Source organism: Arthrobacter sp. MYb221, from assembly GCF_002979835.1.
In the GTDB taxonomy this organism is placed as follows: Bacteria; Actinomycetota; Actinomycetes; order Actinomycetales; family Micrococcaceae; genus Glutamicibacter.
Map to the genome: position 1 here is coordinate 168,427 of NZ_PCPW01000002.1, position 19,241 is coordinate 187,667.

16 protein-coding genes are annotated in these 19,241 nt (G+C 60.5%); 3 read left to right on the forward strand and 13 right to left on the reverse strand.

Going from position 1 to position 19,241, the window contains the following annotated elements; all coding sequences use genetic code 11:
* Positions 1-37: 37 nt before the first annotated feature.
* From CQ015_RS03065 to pdhA, 12 genes are all read right to left on the reverse strand, one after another.
* Positions 38-226 carry a hypothetical protein gene (locus tag CQ015_RS03065; protein ID WP_096287322.1) on the reverse strand — a complete coding sequence of 63 codons (189 nt, stop codon included), beginning with the start codon at positions 224-226 and terminating at the stop codon, positions 38-40.
* 41 nt (positions 227-267) lie between these two features.
* Positions 268-1,944 carry an ABC transporter ATP-binding protein gene (locus CQ015_RS03070; RefSeq protein ID WP_105569938.1) on the reverse strand — a complete coding sequence of 559 codons (1,677 nt, stop codon included), beginning with the start codon at positions 1,942-1,944 and terminating at the stop codon, positions 268-270.
* On the reverse strand, positions 1,941-2,996 hold the full coding sequence (locus CQ015_RS03075) for an ABC transporter permease (protein WP_105553712.1): 1,056 nt from the start codon (positions 2,994-2,996) through the stop codon (positions 1,941-1,943). The genes CQ015_RS03070 and CQ015_RS03075 overlap by 4 nt, the downstream gene beginning before the upstream one ends.
* Before the next feature lie 50 nt (positions 2,997-3,046).
* Entirely contained in the window at positions 3,047-4,564 is a 1,518-nt protein-coding gene (locus CQ015_RS03080; protein ID WP_105553713.1) for an ABC transporter permease, read from the reverse strand.
* A gap of 165 nt (positions 4,565-4,729) precedes the next feature.
* Positions 4,730-6,535 (reverse strand): ABC transporter family substrate-binding protein, encoded by a 1,806-nt coding sequence (locus tag CQ015_RS03085; protein ID WP_096287330.1) that lies wholly within the window; start codon positions 6,533-6,535, stop codon positions 4,730-4,732.
* 434 nt (positions 6,536-6,969) lie between these two features.
* Complete coding sequence (locus CQ015_RS03090; RefSeq protein ID WP_105553714.1) at positions 6,970-8,613, reverse strand: ABC transporter ATP-binding protein; 1,644 nt, start codon at positions 8,611-8,613, stop codon at positions 6,970-6,972.
* A 2-nt stretch (positions 8,614-8,615) separates the two neighbouring features.
* A complete protein-coding gene (locus CQ015_RS03095; protein WP_105649308.1) occupies positions 8,616-9,629 on the reverse strand; it encodes an ABC transporter permease in 1,014 nt (337 codons plus the stop codon).
* A complete protein-coding gene (locus CQ015_RS03100; protein WP_105553716.1) occupies positions 9,622-10,548 on the reverse strand; it encodes an ABC transporter permease in 927 nt (308 codons plus the stop codon). The genes CQ015_RS03095 and CQ015_RS03100 overlap by 8 nt, the downstream gene beginning before the upstream one ends.
* Positions 10,549-10,735: 187 nt before the next feature.
* Complete coding sequence (locus CQ015_RS03105) at positions 10,736-12,376, reverse strand: ABC transporter substrate-binding protein (RefSeq protein ID WP_105569936.1); 1,641 nt, start codon at positions 12,374-12,376, stop codon at positions 10,736-10,738.
* Positions 12,377-12,574: 198 nt separating this feature from the next.
* Positions 12,575-13,924, reverse strand: a complete 1,350-nt coding sequence (locus tag CQ015_RS03110) for a dihydrolipoamide acetyltransferase family protein (protein WP_105649309.1) — start codon at positions 13,922-13,924, stop codon at positions 12,575-12,577.
* Positions 13,924-14,925 carry an alpha-ketoacid dehydrogenase subunit beta gene (locus tag CQ015_RS03115; protein ID WP_096287334.1) on the reverse strand — a complete coding sequence of 334 codons (1,002 nt, stop codon included), beginning with the start codon at positions 14,923-14,925 and terminating at the stop codon, positions 13,924-13,926. The genes CQ015_RS03110 and CQ015_RS03115 overlap by 1 nt, the downstream gene beginning before the upstream one ends.
* Positions 14,922-16,040, reverse strand: a complete 1,119-nt coding sequence (gene pdhA / locus CQ015_RS03120; protein ID WP_105649310.1) for a pyruvate dehydrogenase (acetyl-transferring) E1 component subunit alpha — start codon at positions 16,038-16,040, stop codon at positions 14,922-14,924. The genes CQ015_RS03115 and pdhA overlap by 4 nt, the downstream gene beginning before the upstream one ends.
* A 152-nt stretch (positions 16,041-16,192) precedes the next feature.
* Between pdhA and CQ015_RS03125 the strand changes: the two genes are divergently transcribed.
* Positions 16,193-16,681, forward strand: a complete 489-nt coding sequence (locus CQ015_RS03125; RefSeq protein WP_096287769.1) for an Lrp/AsnC family transcriptional regulator — start codon at positions 16,193-16,195, stop codon at positions 16,679-16,681.
* A gap of 102 nt (positions 16,682-16,783) precedes the next feature.
* On the opposite strand, the gene CQ015_RS03130 is transcribed toward CQ015_RS03125, so the two are convergent.
* Entirely contained in the window at positions 16,784-17,299 is a 516-nt protein-coding gene (locus CQ015_RS03130; protein ID WP_181148496.1) for a MarR family winged helix-turn-helix transcriptional regulator, read from the reverse strand.
* A 93-nt stretch (positions 17,300-17,392) separates the two neighbouring features.
* Here CQ015_RS03130 and CQ015_RS03135 point away from each other — a divergent pair, with 93 nt between their 5' ends.
* Together CQ015_RS03135 and CQ015_RS03140 are read left to right on the forward strand one after the other, a co-directional pair.
* Positions 17,393-18,064 carry an NADPH-dependent F420 reductase gene (locus CQ015_RS03135; RefSeq protein ID WP_258133962.1) on the forward strand — a complete coding sequence of 224 codons (672 nt, stop codon included), beginning with the start codon at positions 17,393-17,395 and terminating at the stop codon, positions 18,062-18,064.
* 35 nt (positions 18,065-18,099) lie between these two features.
* Positions 18,100-19,143: an LLM class flavin-dependent oxidoreductase gene (locus tag CQ015_RS03140; protein WP_105649311.1), complete on the forward strand. Its 1,044-nt coding sequence runs from the start codon at positions 18,100-18,102 to the stop codon at positions 19,141-19,143.
* Positions 19,144-19,241 lie beyond the last annotated feature (98 nt).

Here is a 19,241-nt window from a genome sequence, read left to right on the forward strand (position 1 = left end):
ACTGCGGTTAGCTGTTTAATGCTGATCTATCGGGGTTTCAAGGCCCGTAATAGCCCTTGCCTCGATCAATATCTTTTCTTGCATCCCGCAACGCCTTGGCCGTCTGCTCATCGCTATGGTCAAAGTCAGTAGCCTTGCGATCCAGGCTGCGATAGGCCCCAACGATGAACGGCAGCGCGCAGAGGGCGATGACGGCGGACATAATCAGGATCGATACCAGATCCATGGCTTGCGCCCCGCTTCCTTGCCCGGCCCGGTTCCCGCGGACTACTTCGTGGAATTCAAGGTCCGCCACGCCTCACGACGCACCGCCTGCTCGATCGGATCCGGCACCGGAGCGGCGGCCAGCAACCTGCGCGTGTAGTCGTGGGTCGGTGCATGCAGCACGGTATCTACGCGCCCCTGCTCCACCGACTTGCCGTTTTGCATCACCACAACCGAATCGGCGAGCATATCGACAACCGCCAAATCATGGCTGACGAATAGGCAAGCGAAGTTGAAATCGCGCTGCAACTCCTGGAGCATCTCCAACACCAGCGCCTGCACCGAGACGTCCAGCGCGCTGGTCGGCTCGTCGGCGATCAACAACTCCGGATTCAAGGTAAGGGCGCGGGCAATGCAGATACGCTGGCGCTGGCCGCCGGAAAGCTCGTGCGGGTAGCGGTTGATGACATTTCGCGGCAGCTTCACCGCATCCAGCAGTTCCTGCGCACGCTTGATCCGCTCGGTCTTGCTGCCGACTTTATGCACCACCATGGGCTCGGTAATGCAATCGCCAATGGGGAATCGCGGATTAAGCGAAGCGGCCGGGTCCTGGAAGATCACCCCGATCTGCTTGCGCACCTGGCGCGCCTGGCGCGGTGAGAGCTTGGGCAGATTATGGCCCTTGACCGACAGCGTTCCGGAGGCCACCGGCAGCAGGCCGAGCACCGCCTTGGCGATGGTCGATTTGCCCGAACCGGATTCGCCCACGATGCCGAGCACCTCGCCCTTTGCGACGTCGAAGCTGACGTTTTCCACCGCCCGGAAGACGGTGCCGCGCATGTCGTATTCCAGTATCAGGTCCTTGGCTTCCAAGACCAGCTCGCGGTCGGCCTGCGCGATCGGTTCGCTGCGCGGCGCGGGCTCTTCTACGCTCACTCGCGAAAGCCGCGGCACGGAAGACAATAGGCGTTGGGTGTATTCGTGTTGCGGGTGCAGCAGCACCTGCTTTACATCCCCGGTCTCCACCAGGTTTCCTTGGAACATCACCGCGACCTGATCGGCCATATCTGCCACGACACCCATATTGTGGGTGATGAGCAGAATTCCCGTATTCAGCCGGTCTTTGAGTTCCCGGAGCAGGTCCAGGATTTCGGCCTGCACGGTCACGTCCAGTGCGGTGGTCGGCTCATCGGCAATGATCACCTTCGGTTCGCAGGAGATCGCCATGGCGATCACGATGCGCTGGCGTTGGCCACCGGAAAATTGGTGTGGATACTGCCTAATGCGTTTGGCGGGATCTGGGATGCCCACCATGGTCAGCAGCTCGATGGCGCGGTCGGTGGCTTCCTTGCCATAGGCCACGTCGTGCAGTTCGAGCGCTTCGGTCAGCTGGCGTTCGATGGTCAGCACCGGGTTCAGCGCCGTCATGGGTTCTTGGAAGACCATGGCAATGTCGGTGGCACGCATTTTACGCATCTTGCCTGCCTCCAGTCCTACCACGTTGACATTGCCTATCTTGGCGACGCCGGTGACCTGGGCGTTCTCCGGCAGCAGGCCCATGGCCGCGGTGGAGGTCACGGACTTCCCGGACCCCGATTCACCGACCAGCGCCACGACTTCGCCCGGGCGCACCGCCAGGGATAGCCCCTTGACGGCGTGGACGTCGGGTCCGGCGGTTTCGAAGGTGACCTTCAGGTCATTGAAGCTCAGTGCATAGTCTTCTGTTGCTTCGGTGCTCATGGCTTCTCCTTACGGGTTGGCAGGGCAAAGAGCCCTGCCCGGCGGCGGCGCTTGCCGGTGTGGCGTGGATCGAAGGCATCTCGCAGACCATCGCCGAGGAAGTTGACGCTCAGCGCGATGGCGACGATGATCATGCCCGGCCACCAGAACAACCACGGACGTGAGGTAAACGCATTCTGGTACTGGCTGATCAGCAGGCCCAGCGAGGATTCCGGCGGTTGTACGCCGAAGCCCAGATACGACAGGGCGGATTCGAGCAGGATCGCGCCGGCAATGGCGAAGGTCGCGTTGACCACGATCACCCCGATGGTGTTAGGCAGCAGGTGCTTGAAAATGACCCGTGAGGTTTTTGAGCCCATGGCCTGGGCCGCCGCCACGTATTCGCGTTCGCGCAAGCTGAGGATCTCACCGCGGACCAGTCGGGCTAGACCGGTCCAGGTCACCAAGCCCAAGACGAGGGCCAAGGTGATGATCGAGCCGGAGGTCGCGCCGGCAAGCTGGCCAAGCACTGCGGCCAGCACCAGCAGCGGGATCACGATGAACAGGTCGGTCATGCGCATCAAAACCTCATCGACCCAGCCGCGGAAGTATCCGGCGATCGCGCCGATGACCGCTCCGAGGAAGGTGGATACCACGCCGACGACCACTCCGATGATGATCGATTTTTGGGTTCCGGTCATCACCAGCGCGAAGTAGTCCTTACCGATGGAGTCCTGCCCGAAGGGGTTCTCCCCCCAGCGGATTCCTTCGCCGCCGAGCCACGTGGGGACCAAGCTCAAGGTTGGCTTGCCGCCATCGATCACGCTACCGGCGTTGAGGTAGGACTTATCCCACCAGCCCGGAAATACTCCCCAGCCCACCGAGCTGAAGGCCATCACGGTAATGAAGACCAGAATGATGCTGGAGGTCATGGCGAGCTTGTGCTTGAGGAAGCGCCCAATAACGATGCGCCCCTGGCTTTTTGAATCTTCGGCCTGGCGGGCAAGCTTCGCATCCTCCAGTTCTGCAAGGGAGGTGACGTTCTCTGGCAGTTTGTCGTTGGTGTTACTCATCGCTTGTCCTTAATGTCCCAGACACGATTGGTGTGAATTGTCATGGCCGCCTAGACGCGAATGCGCGGGTCGAGCAGGGCGTAAACAATGTCTGCCATCAGGTTGAAGAGAATTGCTGCGGTGCCGGTGACCAGGAAGAAGGCCATCACCGGGTTGGCATCCACCCGGTCCAGACCGGTGGCGAACATTTCGCCCATGCCTTTCCAACCGAACACCCGCTCGGTAATCACCGCGCCACCGATCAGCCCGGCGAAGTCGAAGGCTGCGATGGTAGCGATGGGGATCATGGCGTTGCGGAATGCGTGGCGGAAAATCACCGTGCGTTCGCTCAGGCCCTTGGAGCGGGCGGTGCGAATGTAGTCTTGCTGCTGAACTTCGAGCATCGACGAACGGGTGTAGCGCGAGTAGCTTGCCAGCGAGATGATTGCCAGCAAAATGGTGGGCAGCAGCAGCTGGGTGCCATTGTCCAGGAAGTGGTCCCAGTAGCCGCCCTCGAAGTTCGCCGTAGAGGAGCCGATGGTGGAGATCGGGCGTCCCTTGTTGTCCAGGAAGCCTGGCCAAGCACGGAACAGGTGATCGACCACGGTCAGTGCGGCTCCGACAAAGCCGGTGGCCATCGCGACGCTGGCGGCGACCTTGCGCAGCCGCCCGCCCATGAAACGTCCGACCAGCGCGGGCAACAGCACCGCGAGGATTAAGCCGCCCAGCAGGATCCAGGTGTTCGGTTCGGCCATCAGGTAGAAGGTCGCGTAGTAGGCGATCAGCACGAGCGCCACGGTGATCAGCGCCGGATACAGCACTCGCTTTTCCTTCAGTCCCGTGCTCATCGCGGTGGCCGAGAGGGCGACGAGCGCGGTGAGCACCACGATGAATGCCGGTCCCATTTGCGGGTAGCGGTAGAAGTTCAGCCACAGCGAATACTGCATGGCCAGCGGCACGAAGACGGTGACCACCGCGAAGGTCAGCATGCGGCGCTTGAGCGATCCGGCGAGGAACGTCTGCAGGATCAGCCCTAGGATCATACCGACAAGTATTGAGGTTCCCAAGGAGATATCCGGTGCCGCGATCCAGTCGTTGAATCCGATAGCGAGGTATTCCTTGAGCAGCACCGCTGCCCAGAACACCGGAAGGGAGAAGAAGAGGAAGGTCAGGAAGGTGACGGTGTAGTCCAGACCCGAGTATTGGCGCACCGCGGTGAGCACACCGATGGCGATACCCAAGATCGCTGCGATCAGGGTGGCGATCAGCACCAGTCGCAGGGTCGAGGATGCGGCATTTGCCAGCAATCCGGAGACCTCCACGCCGTTGATATTCCGTCCTAGGTCGCACTGGCCGACAAAGCACTTTGAAACGCCGGTCAGCCAGTCCCAGTAGCGCAGGTACCAGGGCTGGTCCAGCTCCATGTACTCGATGCGTTGGGCCATCAGATACTCGCGATTATCGGCGTTGCTTTCGCGCAGATCCTTGAGTGGATCACCGGAGTTAATGACGAGGATATACAGCAGCAGCGAGGCTGCAAACAGCACTGCGAGGGCCGATCCAAGTCGCTTGGCGATGAATTTCAACACGGCGTCTATGTCCTACTTTCGTTGTCACCGAACGATTCGCGGCGCCCAGGGTGGTGGCGATTCTGAACCGTTGTGGGGATGTGGTGGACACACTGCGGGGCCCGACGATCTATCGGGCCCCGCAGTCGTTCACTCACGGTGTCTGAGTTCTGTGCCTACCGGCAGTTACTCTGCACGTACCCACTGATTTGCGTTCCAGACGATCTGGTCCTGGGTCGCGGTGTGGCGGACATTTTGGATATCTGAGCCCGAGGCACTCAGGCCTGGGTGGGCAAAGACTGGAATGCCGTAGAGGTCATCCCACAAGAGCTTCTCGATCTTCTTGACCTGCTCCTGGTGCACGGCCGGATCCAGCGAAGTGGCCAGGGTCTCCCACTCGGCGTCTACCTGTTCGTTGGAGTACTTGCCGAAGTTCTGCGGCTTGCCGGTTGCGTAGATGTTCTGACCCGAAGAAATCTGGCCGGAACCCGCCCAAGCGAACAGTGCTACCTCGTAGTCGCCGCGATCCTGGGCGCCGCCCGGTGCGAAGAACTTCGCATCGCCGTCATCCTCGATCTCGAATCCAGCCTCATCACAGGAGGATTTGATGGCTGCGACCTGGTTGGTACGGCGCTCGTTCGGAGCGGAGTAGCCGATGCGCACCTTGGTGCCCACTGCGTCCTGCTCTTCCAGGATCTTCTTCGCGCCTTCGATATCGACCTCATCGTAGCGTCCGTCATAGGAAGCCGAGACGACGTCTTCATAGTTGTCCTGGAACGGGAAGACCTCGCGGGCGTTCATGACAATAGCCTCTGGGTTCAGCGGCTTGATCAGGTTGTCAACGATGTTCTGGCGAGGGACGCACATGGCGAAGGCCTTGCGCAATTCCAAGTTGGTGAACGCGTTGCCCTCGGTGAAGTTGAAGTCCAAGTGCTCCCAGGTCAGCGTGTCACCCTTCTGGATGTTGATCTGATCGCCCAAGGCCTCAAGCTGGGAAAGTGTATCAACCGTTGGCTGCGGGTTGATGACGTCGAGGTCCTTATTCTGCAGGGCCTGCACCATGGCAGCATCTTCAACGAAGCGGAAGGTCAGTTCCTTGGTTGCCGCTGGAGTTCCGTAGTACTCCTCGTTGGCGACCAGGGTGACCGATTCGCCGGCCTTCCAGGAACCGAGCTTGTACGGTCCGGAAACGGGACTGATCGCTTCGTCCGGCAGGGTGCCCGGATTAGTCACCCAACCTTCGTTCCAGAACTCGGCGGCCTCCTTCAGCTTGTCGGATTCGCCGGCGAGAATGGCGTTGGCCAGCTCTTCGGTGCTCATGCCGGCTTCCTTGGCCACCACGTGTGCTGGGTGGAGCATCCAGGACTGCAAGGCCCAGTCCGGATCTGGAGCGGCGAATTCGACGGTGAATTCCTTGCCTGCAACATCGCCCTGCGGGCCCTTTGGCACGGTGTCGCCCAAGTCGACGGAGACCGAGTTGAACAATGGCTTCTCTTTGTCGCCGCCTTCGTTCAGGTTCAGGTTCTGCACGCCCCAGGCGAGCACCGAGTCGGCGACGGTGATTGGCGTTCCGTCGGACCAAACGGCGTTCTCATTGATGGTGTACTTGATCGTCAGCGGATCATCGCTGACCTTCTCGTAGGAGCCGAGATCTTCATTCGGGTACAGGGTTCCATCGGTACCGAAGTACGAGAAGCCTGCGAACATGCGGTCCACGATCCCGGAGTTATAGGTCGAGTAGGTGTTCGGGGTGAAGCCGTTGTAGCTGAGGAACTCCGGCGCACCGATCGACACGTTGATGGCGCCGTCCTTGGTGGTGATATCCCCCAGATCCGCGAGGCCGCTGTTGGTAACTTCTGCCGACCCGTTGCCGCCAGCTGCACCCGACTCGGATGCCGCTGGGTCGCCACCGCCGCCCGGTGCACATGCGGACAGCGCCAGAGCCATCGCTGCGCCTACTGCTACTGCCTTCGAAACACGTTGGAATCGCATTCCGCCTCCTTGAGAAATTGAACGATACGAGTTCTGAACCATGAAGCTCAGTGTGGAACACATCACATGATGGAACCATTGAGCAATAGACTAACCGGATTTTGCCATCTTGGATATAGAAAGATGCGTTTCACATCTACCAAGTGGCCCCGGGAAACAATCTGGTTACAATCGCCTTGTTACCGATCAGTTTAGAGATCCGGCTCACATCCGCGAGATTTCAAGGATTTCTTTCACATTGGGTTTTTTCAATCAGAAGACGCACTTCCGCGCGACGGTGGGCAAACTCATTTATAACGTTTTTGCAACATTTATTTCACATCCTCAAAAACTGAAACATTTCTTGAATAAGTCATTTTTAACGAACTCAGGGCAGTGACTTCTATATGAAGTCACTGCCCTGAAATGGACGGGAAATAGGCCGTTGACAGCGCCTAGATCAGGCTTGCACCCGGGATCGCCGCCAGCAGATTGCGGGTGTAGTCGCTCTTCGCGTTCTCGAAGATTTCATCCACCGTCCCCTGCTCAACCATCTGTCCGTGCTCCATCACGCACACGTTATCTGCGATCTCGCGCACGACCGCCAGGTCGTGGGTGATGAACAGGTAGGTGAGTCCCAGCTCGCGCTGCAGTTCGTCCAGAAGCTCCAGCACCTGAGCCTGCACCAGCACGTCCAGCGCCGACACAGCCTCGTCGCAGACGATCATTTCCGGCTTCAAGGCCAGCGCACGTGCGATCGCAATACGCTGGCGCTGACCGCCGGAAAGTTCATTCGGGAAACGGTGCATCGTCGAAGCCGGCATGGAAACCTGGTCCAGCAGCTCCTTGACCTTCTTCTCCCGGGAGGCCTGATTTCCAATACCGTGGATGCGCAACGGCTCCTCGATGGTGCGGAAAATGGAATACATCGGGTCCAAGGAACCATAGGGGTCCTGGAAGATCGGTTGCACACGGCGGCGGTACTTGAACAGATCGCGCTCACTGAGTTTGCCGATGGCCTGCCCGTCAAAGACGATGTCACCGGAGGTTGCATCCAGCAGGTTGAGCACCATCTGCGCGATCGTTGACTTGCCCGAACCGGACTCGCCCACCACCGCGGTGGTCGTGCCCTTCGGGATCTCAAAGGAGACCTTGTCCACCGCGGTGAACTTGTCCTTGCGCCCGAAGCCCCTGCGGATGTCGAACACCTTGGTCAGGTTCGAAATCTTCAGCAGCGGCTCAGTCTTCTGCGCCGCGACTTGGTCTACCGCCAGCTCGTGCTTGTCGCCACGCTGGGCGGCCAGAGACGGCGCCGAATTGATCAGTCGCTTGGTGTACGGGTGCTGCGGATTGCGCAGCAATTCCAGGGCCGGGCCAGATTCGACGACCTGCCCCTTGTACATCACGATGACCTTCTCGGCACGCTCTGCTGCCAGACCCAGATCGTGGGTGATCAGCAGGACCGCCGTGCCCAGTTCACTGGTCATGGTATCCAGGTGATCCAGGATCTGCTGCTGAACGGTGACGTCCAACGCGCTGGTTGGTTCATCGGCAATAAGCAGCCGTGGACGGCAGGCCAAGCCGATGGCGATCAGCGCACGCTGGCGCATGCCACCGGAGAACTCGTGCGGGTACTGATTCGCTCGGGTTGCCGCATCTGGAAGACCGGCGTCCGACAATACCTGGGCAACACGCTGCTTCGGGTTGTTCCCCGCCAGTCCGTTGGCCTTCAGGGTTTCTTTCACCTGGAAACCGATCTTCCAGACCGGATTCAGGTTGCTCATCGGGTCCTGCGGGACCATGCCGATGTGGTTACCACGCAGCTCGACGAAACGCTTTTCGCTGGCCTTGGAGATATCTTCACCGTCAAAGAGAATCTGACCGGCGGAGACTTCGCCATTTCCCGGAAGCAAGCCGATGGCGGCCAAGGCGGTCGTGGACTTGCCCGATCCGGACTCGCCCACGATGGCCACGGTCTCCCCCGGCATCACCGTCAGGTTTGCGTTGCGCACCGCGTTGACCGGGCCATCAGGAGTACTGAAGGTAATGGCCAGGTCTTTGATTTCCAGCAGGGGCTTTGGATCTGCGTTCTGCACCATAGCTAGTTCCCCTTTCGGGTCTTTGGATCCAGTGCATCACGCACTGCATCGCCGAGCATGATGAAGCTCAATACCGTGAGGGACAAGAACAATGCAGGCCACATCAGCATCATCGGATTATTTCGCAATTGATTCTGCGCTGCGGCAATATCGTTGCCCCAGCTCATCACATCTGGCGGAAGCCCCAGCCCAAGGAAGGACAGCGTGGATTCGGCAACGATGTAGATACCGAGGTTCACCGTTGCCACGACGATCACCGGTGCCATGGCGTTCGGGATGACGTGCCGTACCAATGAGTTGAACCTTGAGAGCCCCAAGGCCCGGGAGGCCTTGACGAAGTCGGCATTCCGGGCTTCCAGGACCGCACCGCGGGTGATGCGGGCGACCTGTGGCCAGCCGAAGATGGAGAGCGTGATGATAACCGTCCACACGCTTCGGTTTTCCCGGAAGGCGGGAAGCTGCATCACGATGATCGCACCGAGAATCAACGGCAGTGCGAAGAAAATATCACCCAGGCGGGCCAAGATGATATCCAGCCAACCGCCGTAGAAGCCGGCCAGCGCGCCAATGGCACCGCCGAGAATCACGACGAAGAGCGTGGTGAACACTCCAACCATCAGCGAGGCGCGCGTGCCATGGATTACTCGGGCATACACATCGCAGCCCTGGAAGTTGAAGCCCATCGGATGCCCAGCACGGGAACCTTCATTGGAGTTCTCCAACGCGCAATAGGTCGGATCGGTGCTGCTGAACAAGCTTGGGAAAGCCGCTACGACGAGCACCGATACGATCAGAATAACCGAAACAATGAACAGCGGTCGCTTGCGCAACGAACGCCAAGCCTCGCCCCACATGGACAGCGGCTTCCCGGTTTCCTTGACCGCGTCGACTCCCTGCAAGGGGGTTTCATCCAGCGGTGCAACGAAGTGTGGAATATGGTATTTGGAGATCTTGCCGGCACGGTTTTTGCCGATGGGCAATCCGGCCTCAGGATTAGGATTCTGGTTCTCAGGCATATCGGATCCTTGGGTCAAGCAGAGCGTAAAGCATGTCAACAATGAGGTTGGCGAGCACGAAGACGACCACAAGCACGCCTACCACGGCCACTACCGTCGGGATCTCACCCTTGCGGATAGCTGAGAACAACAGGCTGCCCACGCCGGGGACGTTGAAGATGCCTTCGGTGACGATCGCGCCACCCATGAGCGAGCCCAGGTCGGCGCCCAGGAAGGTGACTACCGGGATCAGCGAGTTGCGCAGGATGTGCACGTTGACTACGCGTCCACGGCTCAAGCCCTTGGCGGTTGCCGTGCGCACGTAATCGGCTTGCTTGTTCTCGATGATCGAGGTTCGGGTCAGTCGCAATACATAGGCCAGAGAAACCAGGCCAAGCACTGTGGCGGGAAGAATCAATTCACCCCACGTAGCGCCGCCGGAAACCGTTGGCTTGGCCCAGCCAAGCTCAACACCGACTACGTACTGCAGCACGAAGCCGAGTACGAAGGTAGGAACTGCGATCACAATCAGCGATGCGAACAGCACTGTTGAGTCGAACCATTTGCCCTTGCGCATACCGGCGATGACGCCGAAAAGGATACCGAAGACGGCTTCGATGGCCAGCGCCATGACTGCCAGTCGCGCGGTCACCGGGAATGCGCGAATTAACAGGTCACGCACTTCCTGTCCGGAGAAGGACATGCCCAGGTCCAAGGTGACCAGATTCTTCAAGTACAGGCCGTACTGAATCCAGAATGGCTGGTCGAGGTTGTACTGGGCCCGCAGCGAAGCTTCCACCGCCGGGGTCATCGGCTTGCCGCCGGAGAGCGCGGTAATCGGGTCGCCCGGGGTAGCAAATACCAGGAAGTAAACGAGCAAGGTGGCACCGAAGAATACGGGAATCAGCTGCAGAAATCGTTTAAACGTAAAACTTAACATGAGCGCGTCTCACCTCGAGACGTCGCAAGGCGCTGGGCCATTTTATTTCCTCTTTCCGTCGGCGATCGCCAGACGTTCATTTGGAGAGGCAGGACTGACACGCCAAAGGGAGACCCAAATGGTGCAGGGTCTCCCTGAGACGTTTTTCAGCTGAAGCCCACCTGAGCAGGCAGCTTAGCTAGTGAACCTATTTGCCGGTGATGGCGTTGTAGATTGGAACGCCGTTCCAACCGAACTCCACGTTGTCGACGTTCTCGCTCCAACCGCCCTGCACAGCCTGGTACCACAGTGGGATAGCTGGCAGATCCTTGAAGAGGATCTCCTGGGACTCGTTGAAGATCTTGGCGCCTTCGGCCGGATCCGTTGCGGCAAGCCCGTCCGTGAGCTTGTCGTCGAATTCCTTGTTCGAGTAGTCGCCATCGTTGGAACCTGCACCGGTGCCGTACAGCGCACCGAGGAAGTTGTACATCGATGGATAGTCAGCCTGCCAGCCGGAGCGGTGGGCACCGGACATCGTCTTCTTGCCCACGTCTTCACGCAAGGCCTTGAAGGAGGTGTACGGCTTGGCCACTGCGTTGATTCCCAAGGTGTTCTTCACCTGGTTGGCGACGGCTTCAACGAATTCCTTGTTACCGGCACCATCGACGTTGTAACCGATGGAGAATTCTTCGGAGTCACCCCACGCCTCGATGGCGTTGGCTTCGTCCCACAGCTTCTTGGCCTCATCGGCATCAAAGTCGAGAACCTCGGAGCCTGGAATATCGGCGGTGTAGCCATCGAGCACCGGAGCGGTGAATTCTTCGGCCTTGACCTTGCCGCCGAAGTACACCTTTTCGATGATCTGCTGGCGATCAATGGAGCGCGAGATCGCCGCACGGCGCAGGTTGCCCTCTTCGCCCTGCTTGAAGTGATCCAGGTAGCCAGAGATGGTGATGGTTGCGTTACCGGCGTAGGGAGCGTTGATCGAACGGTCGCCCAGTTCGTCCTGGTAATTGGCCAGCGCCGATGGCGGAATCTGGTCCAGCACGTCTAGGTTGCCCGCGAGAATGTCCTGGTAAGCGGACTCGGTCGACTGGTAGACCTTGAAGTCAACACCGCCGTTGGCTGCCTTGCGTGGGCCCTCGTAGGACTCGTTGACCTCAAGCTTCAGGTTGACGTCGTGGTTCCACTCGGTCAGCTTGTATGGTCCGTTGCTGACCGGCATCTGGCCGTAGGCCTTCGGGTCTTCAAATGCTGCTTCGGGAAGCGGCATAAACGCGGTGTAACCAAGACGCAGCGGGAAGTCGGATTCCGGCTGGCTGAGCTCGACGGTGAAGGTGTTGTCATCGACAACCTTCAGGCCTTCCATCTCTTCGCTCGTTGCACCCTCGGCGCTGACTTCGTCATAGCCCTTGATGGACTCGAAGAAGTACGAGTTCAGCTGTGCGTTCTTGGCTGCGGCACCGAAGTTCCAAGCATCCACGAACGAAGCAGCGGTCACTGGGGAACCATCGGAGAAGGTGTGCCCCGGAGCAAGCTTGATGGTGTAGTTCTGGGAATCCTCAGTCTCGATCGACTCAGCGATTTCATTGACGGGCTTGCCCTTGGAGTCGTAGCTGACCAAACCGGTAAAGATCAGGTCCATGACACGTCCGCCGCCAACTTCGTTGGTGTTGGCTGGCAATAGGCCGTTTTGCGGCTCGGTGGTGTTAGCGGTGATGACCTTGGTGGCGTCTCCCTCGGATCCGCCTCCGGCGGATTCTTCCGAAGTCCCTCCGCCACAGGCGGTTAGGGTCAATGCCAAGGCAGCGGACAAAACCAGTGCCTTCGATGCGTGCGAGTATCGCATCCTTCTTCTCCTCAACAGATCGTTGCTGCTTCTGCAGTTCACAGACGCCATGGGCTCCAAGTTGTGAGCCATAGCACGTAGTGAACGAGATTACATCAAATATTGCGAAACAACCAATGAATAACTATGAAAGTAGTGCTTGAAATTGAGTTGATCCATCGATCGGCTCAATTTTTTACTCATGAAAGCCCCGGTAAATCAAATAAAAATGTTCATCATTCCAGGGTCTTCCAGTACCGCGCCCACACCGGCGAGGAACTCGCTAGCTTCCTTTCCATCGACCACGCGGTGGTCGAAGGACAGCGCCAAGGTTGAGGTATGGCGCAGGGCCACCTGATCCTCAAACTCCCACGGACGGCGCTTGACCTGTCCGAGAGCAAGAATTCCGGACTGCCCCGGGGGGAGGATCGGGGTACCGGCATCGACACCGAAGACACCGACATTGGTAATTGAGAAGGTGCCTCCGCTCAGCTGGGCTGGGGCTAGCTTTCCGGCTCTGCCCAGGTCGATGAGCTGCGTCAGCTCCTCGGCCAAATCGCGCAAGGACTTGGTCTGGGCATCCTTGACCACCGGAACCAGCAGCCCACGCTCGCTGGCAACCGCCATGCCCAGATGCACCGAGCCGAACTCGATGATCTCGTCATTCGCCGCATCCCACCGGGAATTGAGTGCGCGGTAGGTGCCCAGCAGCCGTGTGACGATCAGTGAGGTGAGGGTCGTGATGTTCAGCTTCACGTCCCTGAGCAATGGGTGCTTGCGCAACGTCTCGACGAGCTTCATCGATTCGGTCAGGTCCACCGTCAAGAATTCGGTGGCATGCGGAGCGGTGAATGCGGACTCGACCATCGCCTTCGCGGTAGCGCGGCGCACCGCGCTGATCTTCACGTGGCGATCGGCCGCGGCCGCGCCAACCGCGGGCGCCGCCGGCTCCGCCGCTTTGGCCGGTGCCTCGATCAGCGCTTCGACATCTGCGCGCAATACCGCGCCGTCCGCACCGCTGCCGCGCACGGCGGAAAGCTCGATCCCGTGGTCCCGCGCGAGCTTGCGCACCGGCGGGGTGCTGCGGGTGGCCGTCCGGCGAGCGCCGGCAGGGACCGCTTCGGTGCTTTGCTCCGATGCTGGGCTGGCGGAATTCTGCGCCGCAGGAACGGCGGCAGGCGAAGCGGAGGCTGCACCTGCGCGAGCACGCCGGGCCGGACGGTTTGCGCTGGCCGCCGGAGCACCGTAGCCGACCAGTGTCGGCGTGCGCCCGGGCTCCGCCGAGGCACCGTCATCGCCGGACGGGGCATCGGCATCCGGCGCCGCGGCTTCGTCTCCAAAGGTCACCAACGGCCCGCCGACCGGTACCACTTCACCGGCGGAGGCATGCAGCTTCTGCACGATGCCGGCGTATGGCGAGGGCAGCTCGACCACCGCCTTCGCGGTTTCCACCTCGGCGATGATCTGGTTCAGCGTGACATGTTCGCCTACCTGGATCTTCCAGTTCAAGACCTCCGACTCGGTAAGCCCTTCGCCGAGGTCGGGAAGCTTGAAAGTATTCGGAGCCATCACTTGGCACCTCCAGTGTGCGTCTCGTTGCGGCGCATGACCGTATCCACGGCATGCATCACCTTGTCCAGATCCGGCAGGTGATGGGATTCAAGCCTCGAAGGCGGATAGGGAATATCAAAACCGGTCACCCTGATCGGCGCGTGCTCCAGATAGTCGAAACAGGTTTCGGTGATCTGCGCGCAAATCTCCGCGCCGATTCCCGAGGTGCGGCTAGCCTCATGGACCACCACAAGCTTGCCCGTGTGCTTCACCGAATCCGCGACGGTGTCCAGATCCAGCGGATCCAGGCAGCGCAGGTCGATGACCTCCAAGCCGATGCCCTCATCCTCGGCCGCCAGCACCGCATCCTTCAGGGTGTAGACCGTAGGGCCGTAGCCGACCACCGTGACGTCATCGCCAACATTGAGCACCTTGGCCTTGGGCGAGCCGGTCTTTTCCGGGGTGCGCAGCTCGACTTCCGCCTTTTCGTGATAGCGGCGCTTGGGTTCAAAGAAGATCACCGGGTCATCGCAGTCGATCGCCTGGCGCAGCATCACGTAGGCATCTTCTACGCTGGACGGGGCGAAGACCCGAAGCCCAGCGGTATGCGAGAAGTACGCCTCCGGTGATTCCGAATGGTGCTCGGGTGAACCGATGCCGCCGCCGTAGGGTATGCGCACGGTGACCGGCATCTTCACCCGTCCGCGCGAGCGGAAGTGCAGCTTCGCCAGCTGGGAGACCAGCTGGTCGAAGGCCGGGTAGGTGAACCCGTCGAACTGGATCTCCACCACCGGGCGGTAGCCGCGGTAAGCCAGGCCAATGGCGCTGCCGACAATTCCGGATTCGGCCAGCGGAGTGTCAACCACCCGATGCTCGCCGAATTCCGCCTTCAGCCCGTCGGTGATGCGGAAGACTCCACCCAGGGTGCCGATGTCCTCACCGAGCAGCACCACCTTTTCGTCTTCGGTCAGCGCGTCGCGCAAGGACTGGTTTAGCGCCTTCATCATTGAGGTGCTCATGCTTCACCGTCCTGGAAGTCTGCGAGGTACTGCAGGTAGTTTTCCTTTTCCCTGCGGTTGGGCTCATGGTCCTCGGAGTACACGTTCTCGAAGAGCTCGCTGGGTTCGGGATCCGGCATATTGGTAATGGCCTCGCGCAGGTCGGCGGCGAGTTTGTCCGCGGCGTTCTGCGCACGCTGCTGATAGGACTGCACGTCCGCGCCGAGCACCGTCAGGTGGTTGACCAAGCGATCGATCGGATCCTTGGCCTTCCACTCTTCGAGCTGCGCGTTCTTGCGATAGCGCGTCGGATCATCTGCGGTGGTGTGGGATCCCATGCGGTAGGTGACGGCTTCGATAAAGGTCGGGCCCAGCCCGTGGCGGGCGTGCGCCAAGGCGGCCTTGGTCGCCGCATAGACCGCGAGCACGTCGTTGCCGTCTACCCGCCAGGTCTTCACGCCGAATCCGCTGGCGCGGTCGGCGATCTGCGTGCGGCTTTGCAGCGCTACCGGCTCCGAGATGGCCCATTGGTTGTTTTGGCAGAAGAACAGCACCGGGGCTTGGTAACTTGCGGCGAAGATCAGCGCTTCGTTCACATCTCCCTGGCTGGTGGCTCCGTCGCCAAAGTAGGCCACGGCCACTTGCTCTCCGCCGTCAAATTTGATGCCCATGCCATAACCGGCGGCGTGCAGCGCCTGGGAGCCAATCACAATTTGCTGGCAGGCAATATTTACCTCGTGCGGATCCCACCCGCTGGCGGTGGCGCCGCGCCAGACGCTGAGCAGGTCTTCGGCCTTGACTCCCCTGGCCCAGGCAACTCCGTGCTCGCGGTAGGAGGGGAAAATGAAGTCGTCGTCTTGGGTGGCGCGCACCGAGCCGATCTGTGCGGCTTCTTGGCCGAGCAACGGTGCCCACAAGCCCAATTGGCCCTGGCGCTGCAAGGCGGTGGCCTCATTGTCCAGGCGACGCAGAACAACCATGTCGCGCAGGAAGTCGGCCAGGTCTTGTTCGGTAAGCCCGGTGAGGTGATGGTCTAGTTCTTCGTCCGGAGTTCTTTCTCCGGAGACGTTGAGCAGCTGGTGCGTAGGTAGGCAACCTGCGGCTACGTCGATGTGCTTGGTGGACACGATCGGCATCCTTACTCTCGCGTAGTCAGTGGTGGACGGCTAGTTCAGCATTACCACCTACCTGTGATGCTACTCACATAGCACATGTTGCACAATGGCAAGAAAAGAATTAAAGCAAAACGCACTATCTTGGCCCTTGCGCGAGTGCTAATGTGCGCATTATGCAGCCTTTAGACGCCACCGATCGACGGATCCTCCTATCGCTGTCCAGCAGCGCTCGCCGGACCGCTTCAGCGCTGGCAAATGCGCTGGGCCTGGGCCGAAATACCGTGCAGTCCCGGCTCAACCGGCTGGAGACCGAGGTTCTCTCCACCGTGGATCGACGCATCCCGCCAACCGCCTTGGGATTCGGGCTGCTTTCCTTTATCGAACTGCATGTGGACCAGCGCCATTTGGAGGACATCGCCAAAAAGCTGGAAGAGATTCCGGAGGTACTCGAAGCGCACGGGCTGACCGGCTCGGCAGATATCCTGGTGCGCGCCGCCGCGGCGAATGCCGAGGAGCTCTTCCGTGTCCATGGGTTGCTGCTGAGTATCGAAGGGGTCAATCGGGCGGATTCTGCACTGTCCATGGCGGAGCTCATCCCCTACCGCACCGCAAAACTCATTGAACTGTCGCTAGCCAATGACAACGGAAATAGGCGGGCGTAGCTCGCGAGCAAACTTGCCGAGGGCCACCCCTTGGCCAAAGGATGCCGGCACTGCGGAGGCGCCCAAGGAATCGGTCGCGCACTACCCAGCGCGCGGTTCCAGCTAGCCCAGCTGATCCATGGCTTCACAGGGGTTCGCACCGGGCTGTGCGTTATGAATCGTTGCCGACAGGGTTGAGATTAGCCCGGCCAGCTGCGCGCTTTGCGCGTCATTCAAGCCGGCGAGCAATTCCTGCTCGGCCGCAGCCACCTTCACCTCGAGTTCTTCGAGCAGCTTGACACCCTGCGCGGTGGCAATGATCTTGCGCGCGCGACGGTCGCTGGGCGCGGCAACGCGCTCCACCAGATTCGCTTCAACCAGCTCGTCGATCAGGTAAGTCAGCACCGTGCGGTCGATCCCCAGATGGGAGCCGAGCGCCTGCTGGTTCGCAGGATCGCGATGCACCACGGTCGAAAGCAACTGATATCCGCGCACCTGCCCCGGCACTGGCGCGACGCTCTGCGCCATCGCGAGCTGATGTCCGCGCAGAATCATCCCCAGGTGCCACCCGAGGTCCCCTGGAAAGAAACCGGGAAGTGGCTGGTGGGCGCCGAGGGGTGTGCTGCGTGAGGTGCTCATGATCACCATCATATCCGAAGCAATGGGGTTGCCAAGATGTTCTGCCGCAAATATAGTCTGTAAAACAGCATAAATCTTTGAAGGATGGCTTTGGTGAACACACTCGAAGGGGCCCGCTTAGCCCCACAGGCAACGATCGGCATTCTTGGAGCCGGCCGCGTAGGTACCGCTATTGCCCGTTTGGCCCTCGCGGCCGGGTATCGAGTTAAGCTCGCAACCTCAAAACCCGCCGAAGAAAACTCGCTGATCATCGAGATCGTCACCCCGGGAGCCGAAGCAGTCGACGCCTCCGAAGCGGCCGCCGCCGACCTGGTCATCGTGGCCATCCCATTGCACAAGTTCAAGGACCTCGACTCCCATGCGCTGTCGGGCAAGATCGTCGTGGACGCGATGAATTACTGGTCCGCCACCGACGGGGAGATCCCCGACTTCGTGAATACGGCACTGACTTCCAGCGAAGTCGTTGCGGCCTTCCTCTCGGCCTCTCATGTGCTGAAATCCTTCAACCACATCGGCTATCACGAGATGGAACCCGACGCGCTTCCCGCCGCAACCGGCGAACGCAGGGCGCTGGCGATCGCCGGCGATAATTCCGCAGCCAAGACGGTGCTGCGCGGATTTATCGAACATATCGGATTCGACGCAGTGGATGCCGGCGACTTGGCCGCCGGGCGGCACTTCGAACCGGGAAGCGAGATCTTCAACGGAAGGTTTAACGCCTCCGAGCTCAACGGGCTGCTGCATGCGGTTCGCCTCTCCAACTAGCCCGACAACCGACTCACCCAAAGGAACTTGCCACCATGGATATCGGCGCCTATAGCTTCGGCGACACCCAGCGAAACCCCGACGGTTCGCTAGGTTCCACCGCCCAAGCGATCAGCAACCTCTTCGAAGCCATCAAGCATGCAGATGCCAGCGGTCTTGACTACTTCGGAATCGGCGAACACCACACCACCACCATGCCGGCTTCCTCCCCCGGCGCGTTGATCAGCGCGGCCGCCGCCGCCACGAAGCAGATCACGTTGGGCAGCGCGGCAAGCATTATCAGCACCGATGATCCGGTGCGGATTTATCAGCAATTTGCCACGGCAGATATCATCTCCGGCGGCGGTCGGGTGGAGATCACCGCCGGCCGTGGATCTTCGGTCGAGACCTTCCCCCTTTTCGGCTTTGACCTCCAGGACTATGACGAGCTGTATGAGCAGAAGCTGGATCTGCTCATGAGCATCAACGACTCCGCCTCCGAAAACATCACCTGGTCCGGAACCACGCGCCCGGCCCTGGCGCATCTGGCGGTAGTGCCCCGCCCGGAGCAGAGCAAACTGCCGATCTGGCTCGCCACCGGAGGAAACGCGGCCTCGTCGGCGCGTGCCGGCCGGCTCGGATTGCCGGTCTCCTATGGGATCATCGGCGGTGCCCCGCACCGTTTTGCGCCGCTGGCAGAGCTCTACCGCAAATCCGGGGCGGCCGCCGGACACGCACTGCAGACCCTGAAGGTTTCGGTAGCGGCGCTGGGGCTTGTCGCGCCCTCCACGAAGGAAGCGGTGGAACGCTTCTACCCGGGCTGGTACAACCTGAACATCGAAATGGGACGCCTGCGCGGCTGGCCGAAACCGGACAAACGAGCCTTCGACGCCCAGGCGGCCGCCCCCGGCGCCTACTACGTCGGCTCCCCCGACGAGATCGCCGAACGCATCGTCCACCTGCACGGACACCTGGGCCACATGCGCCACTTCCTGCAAAGCGACATCGGCGGGCTGCCCCAGGAACACTTCCTGGAATCAATCACGTTGCTGGCCACCGAGGTCAAGCCGCGCGTCGAGCGGCTGCTCGCGCAGAAGTAGCCGCCGAGCCAAGGCCGGCAATTAAACGGGCGGGGGCCGGGATCAGCCATTGCTGGCTGATCCCGGCCCCCGCCCTGAATCGTTATCCGCAACTGAGC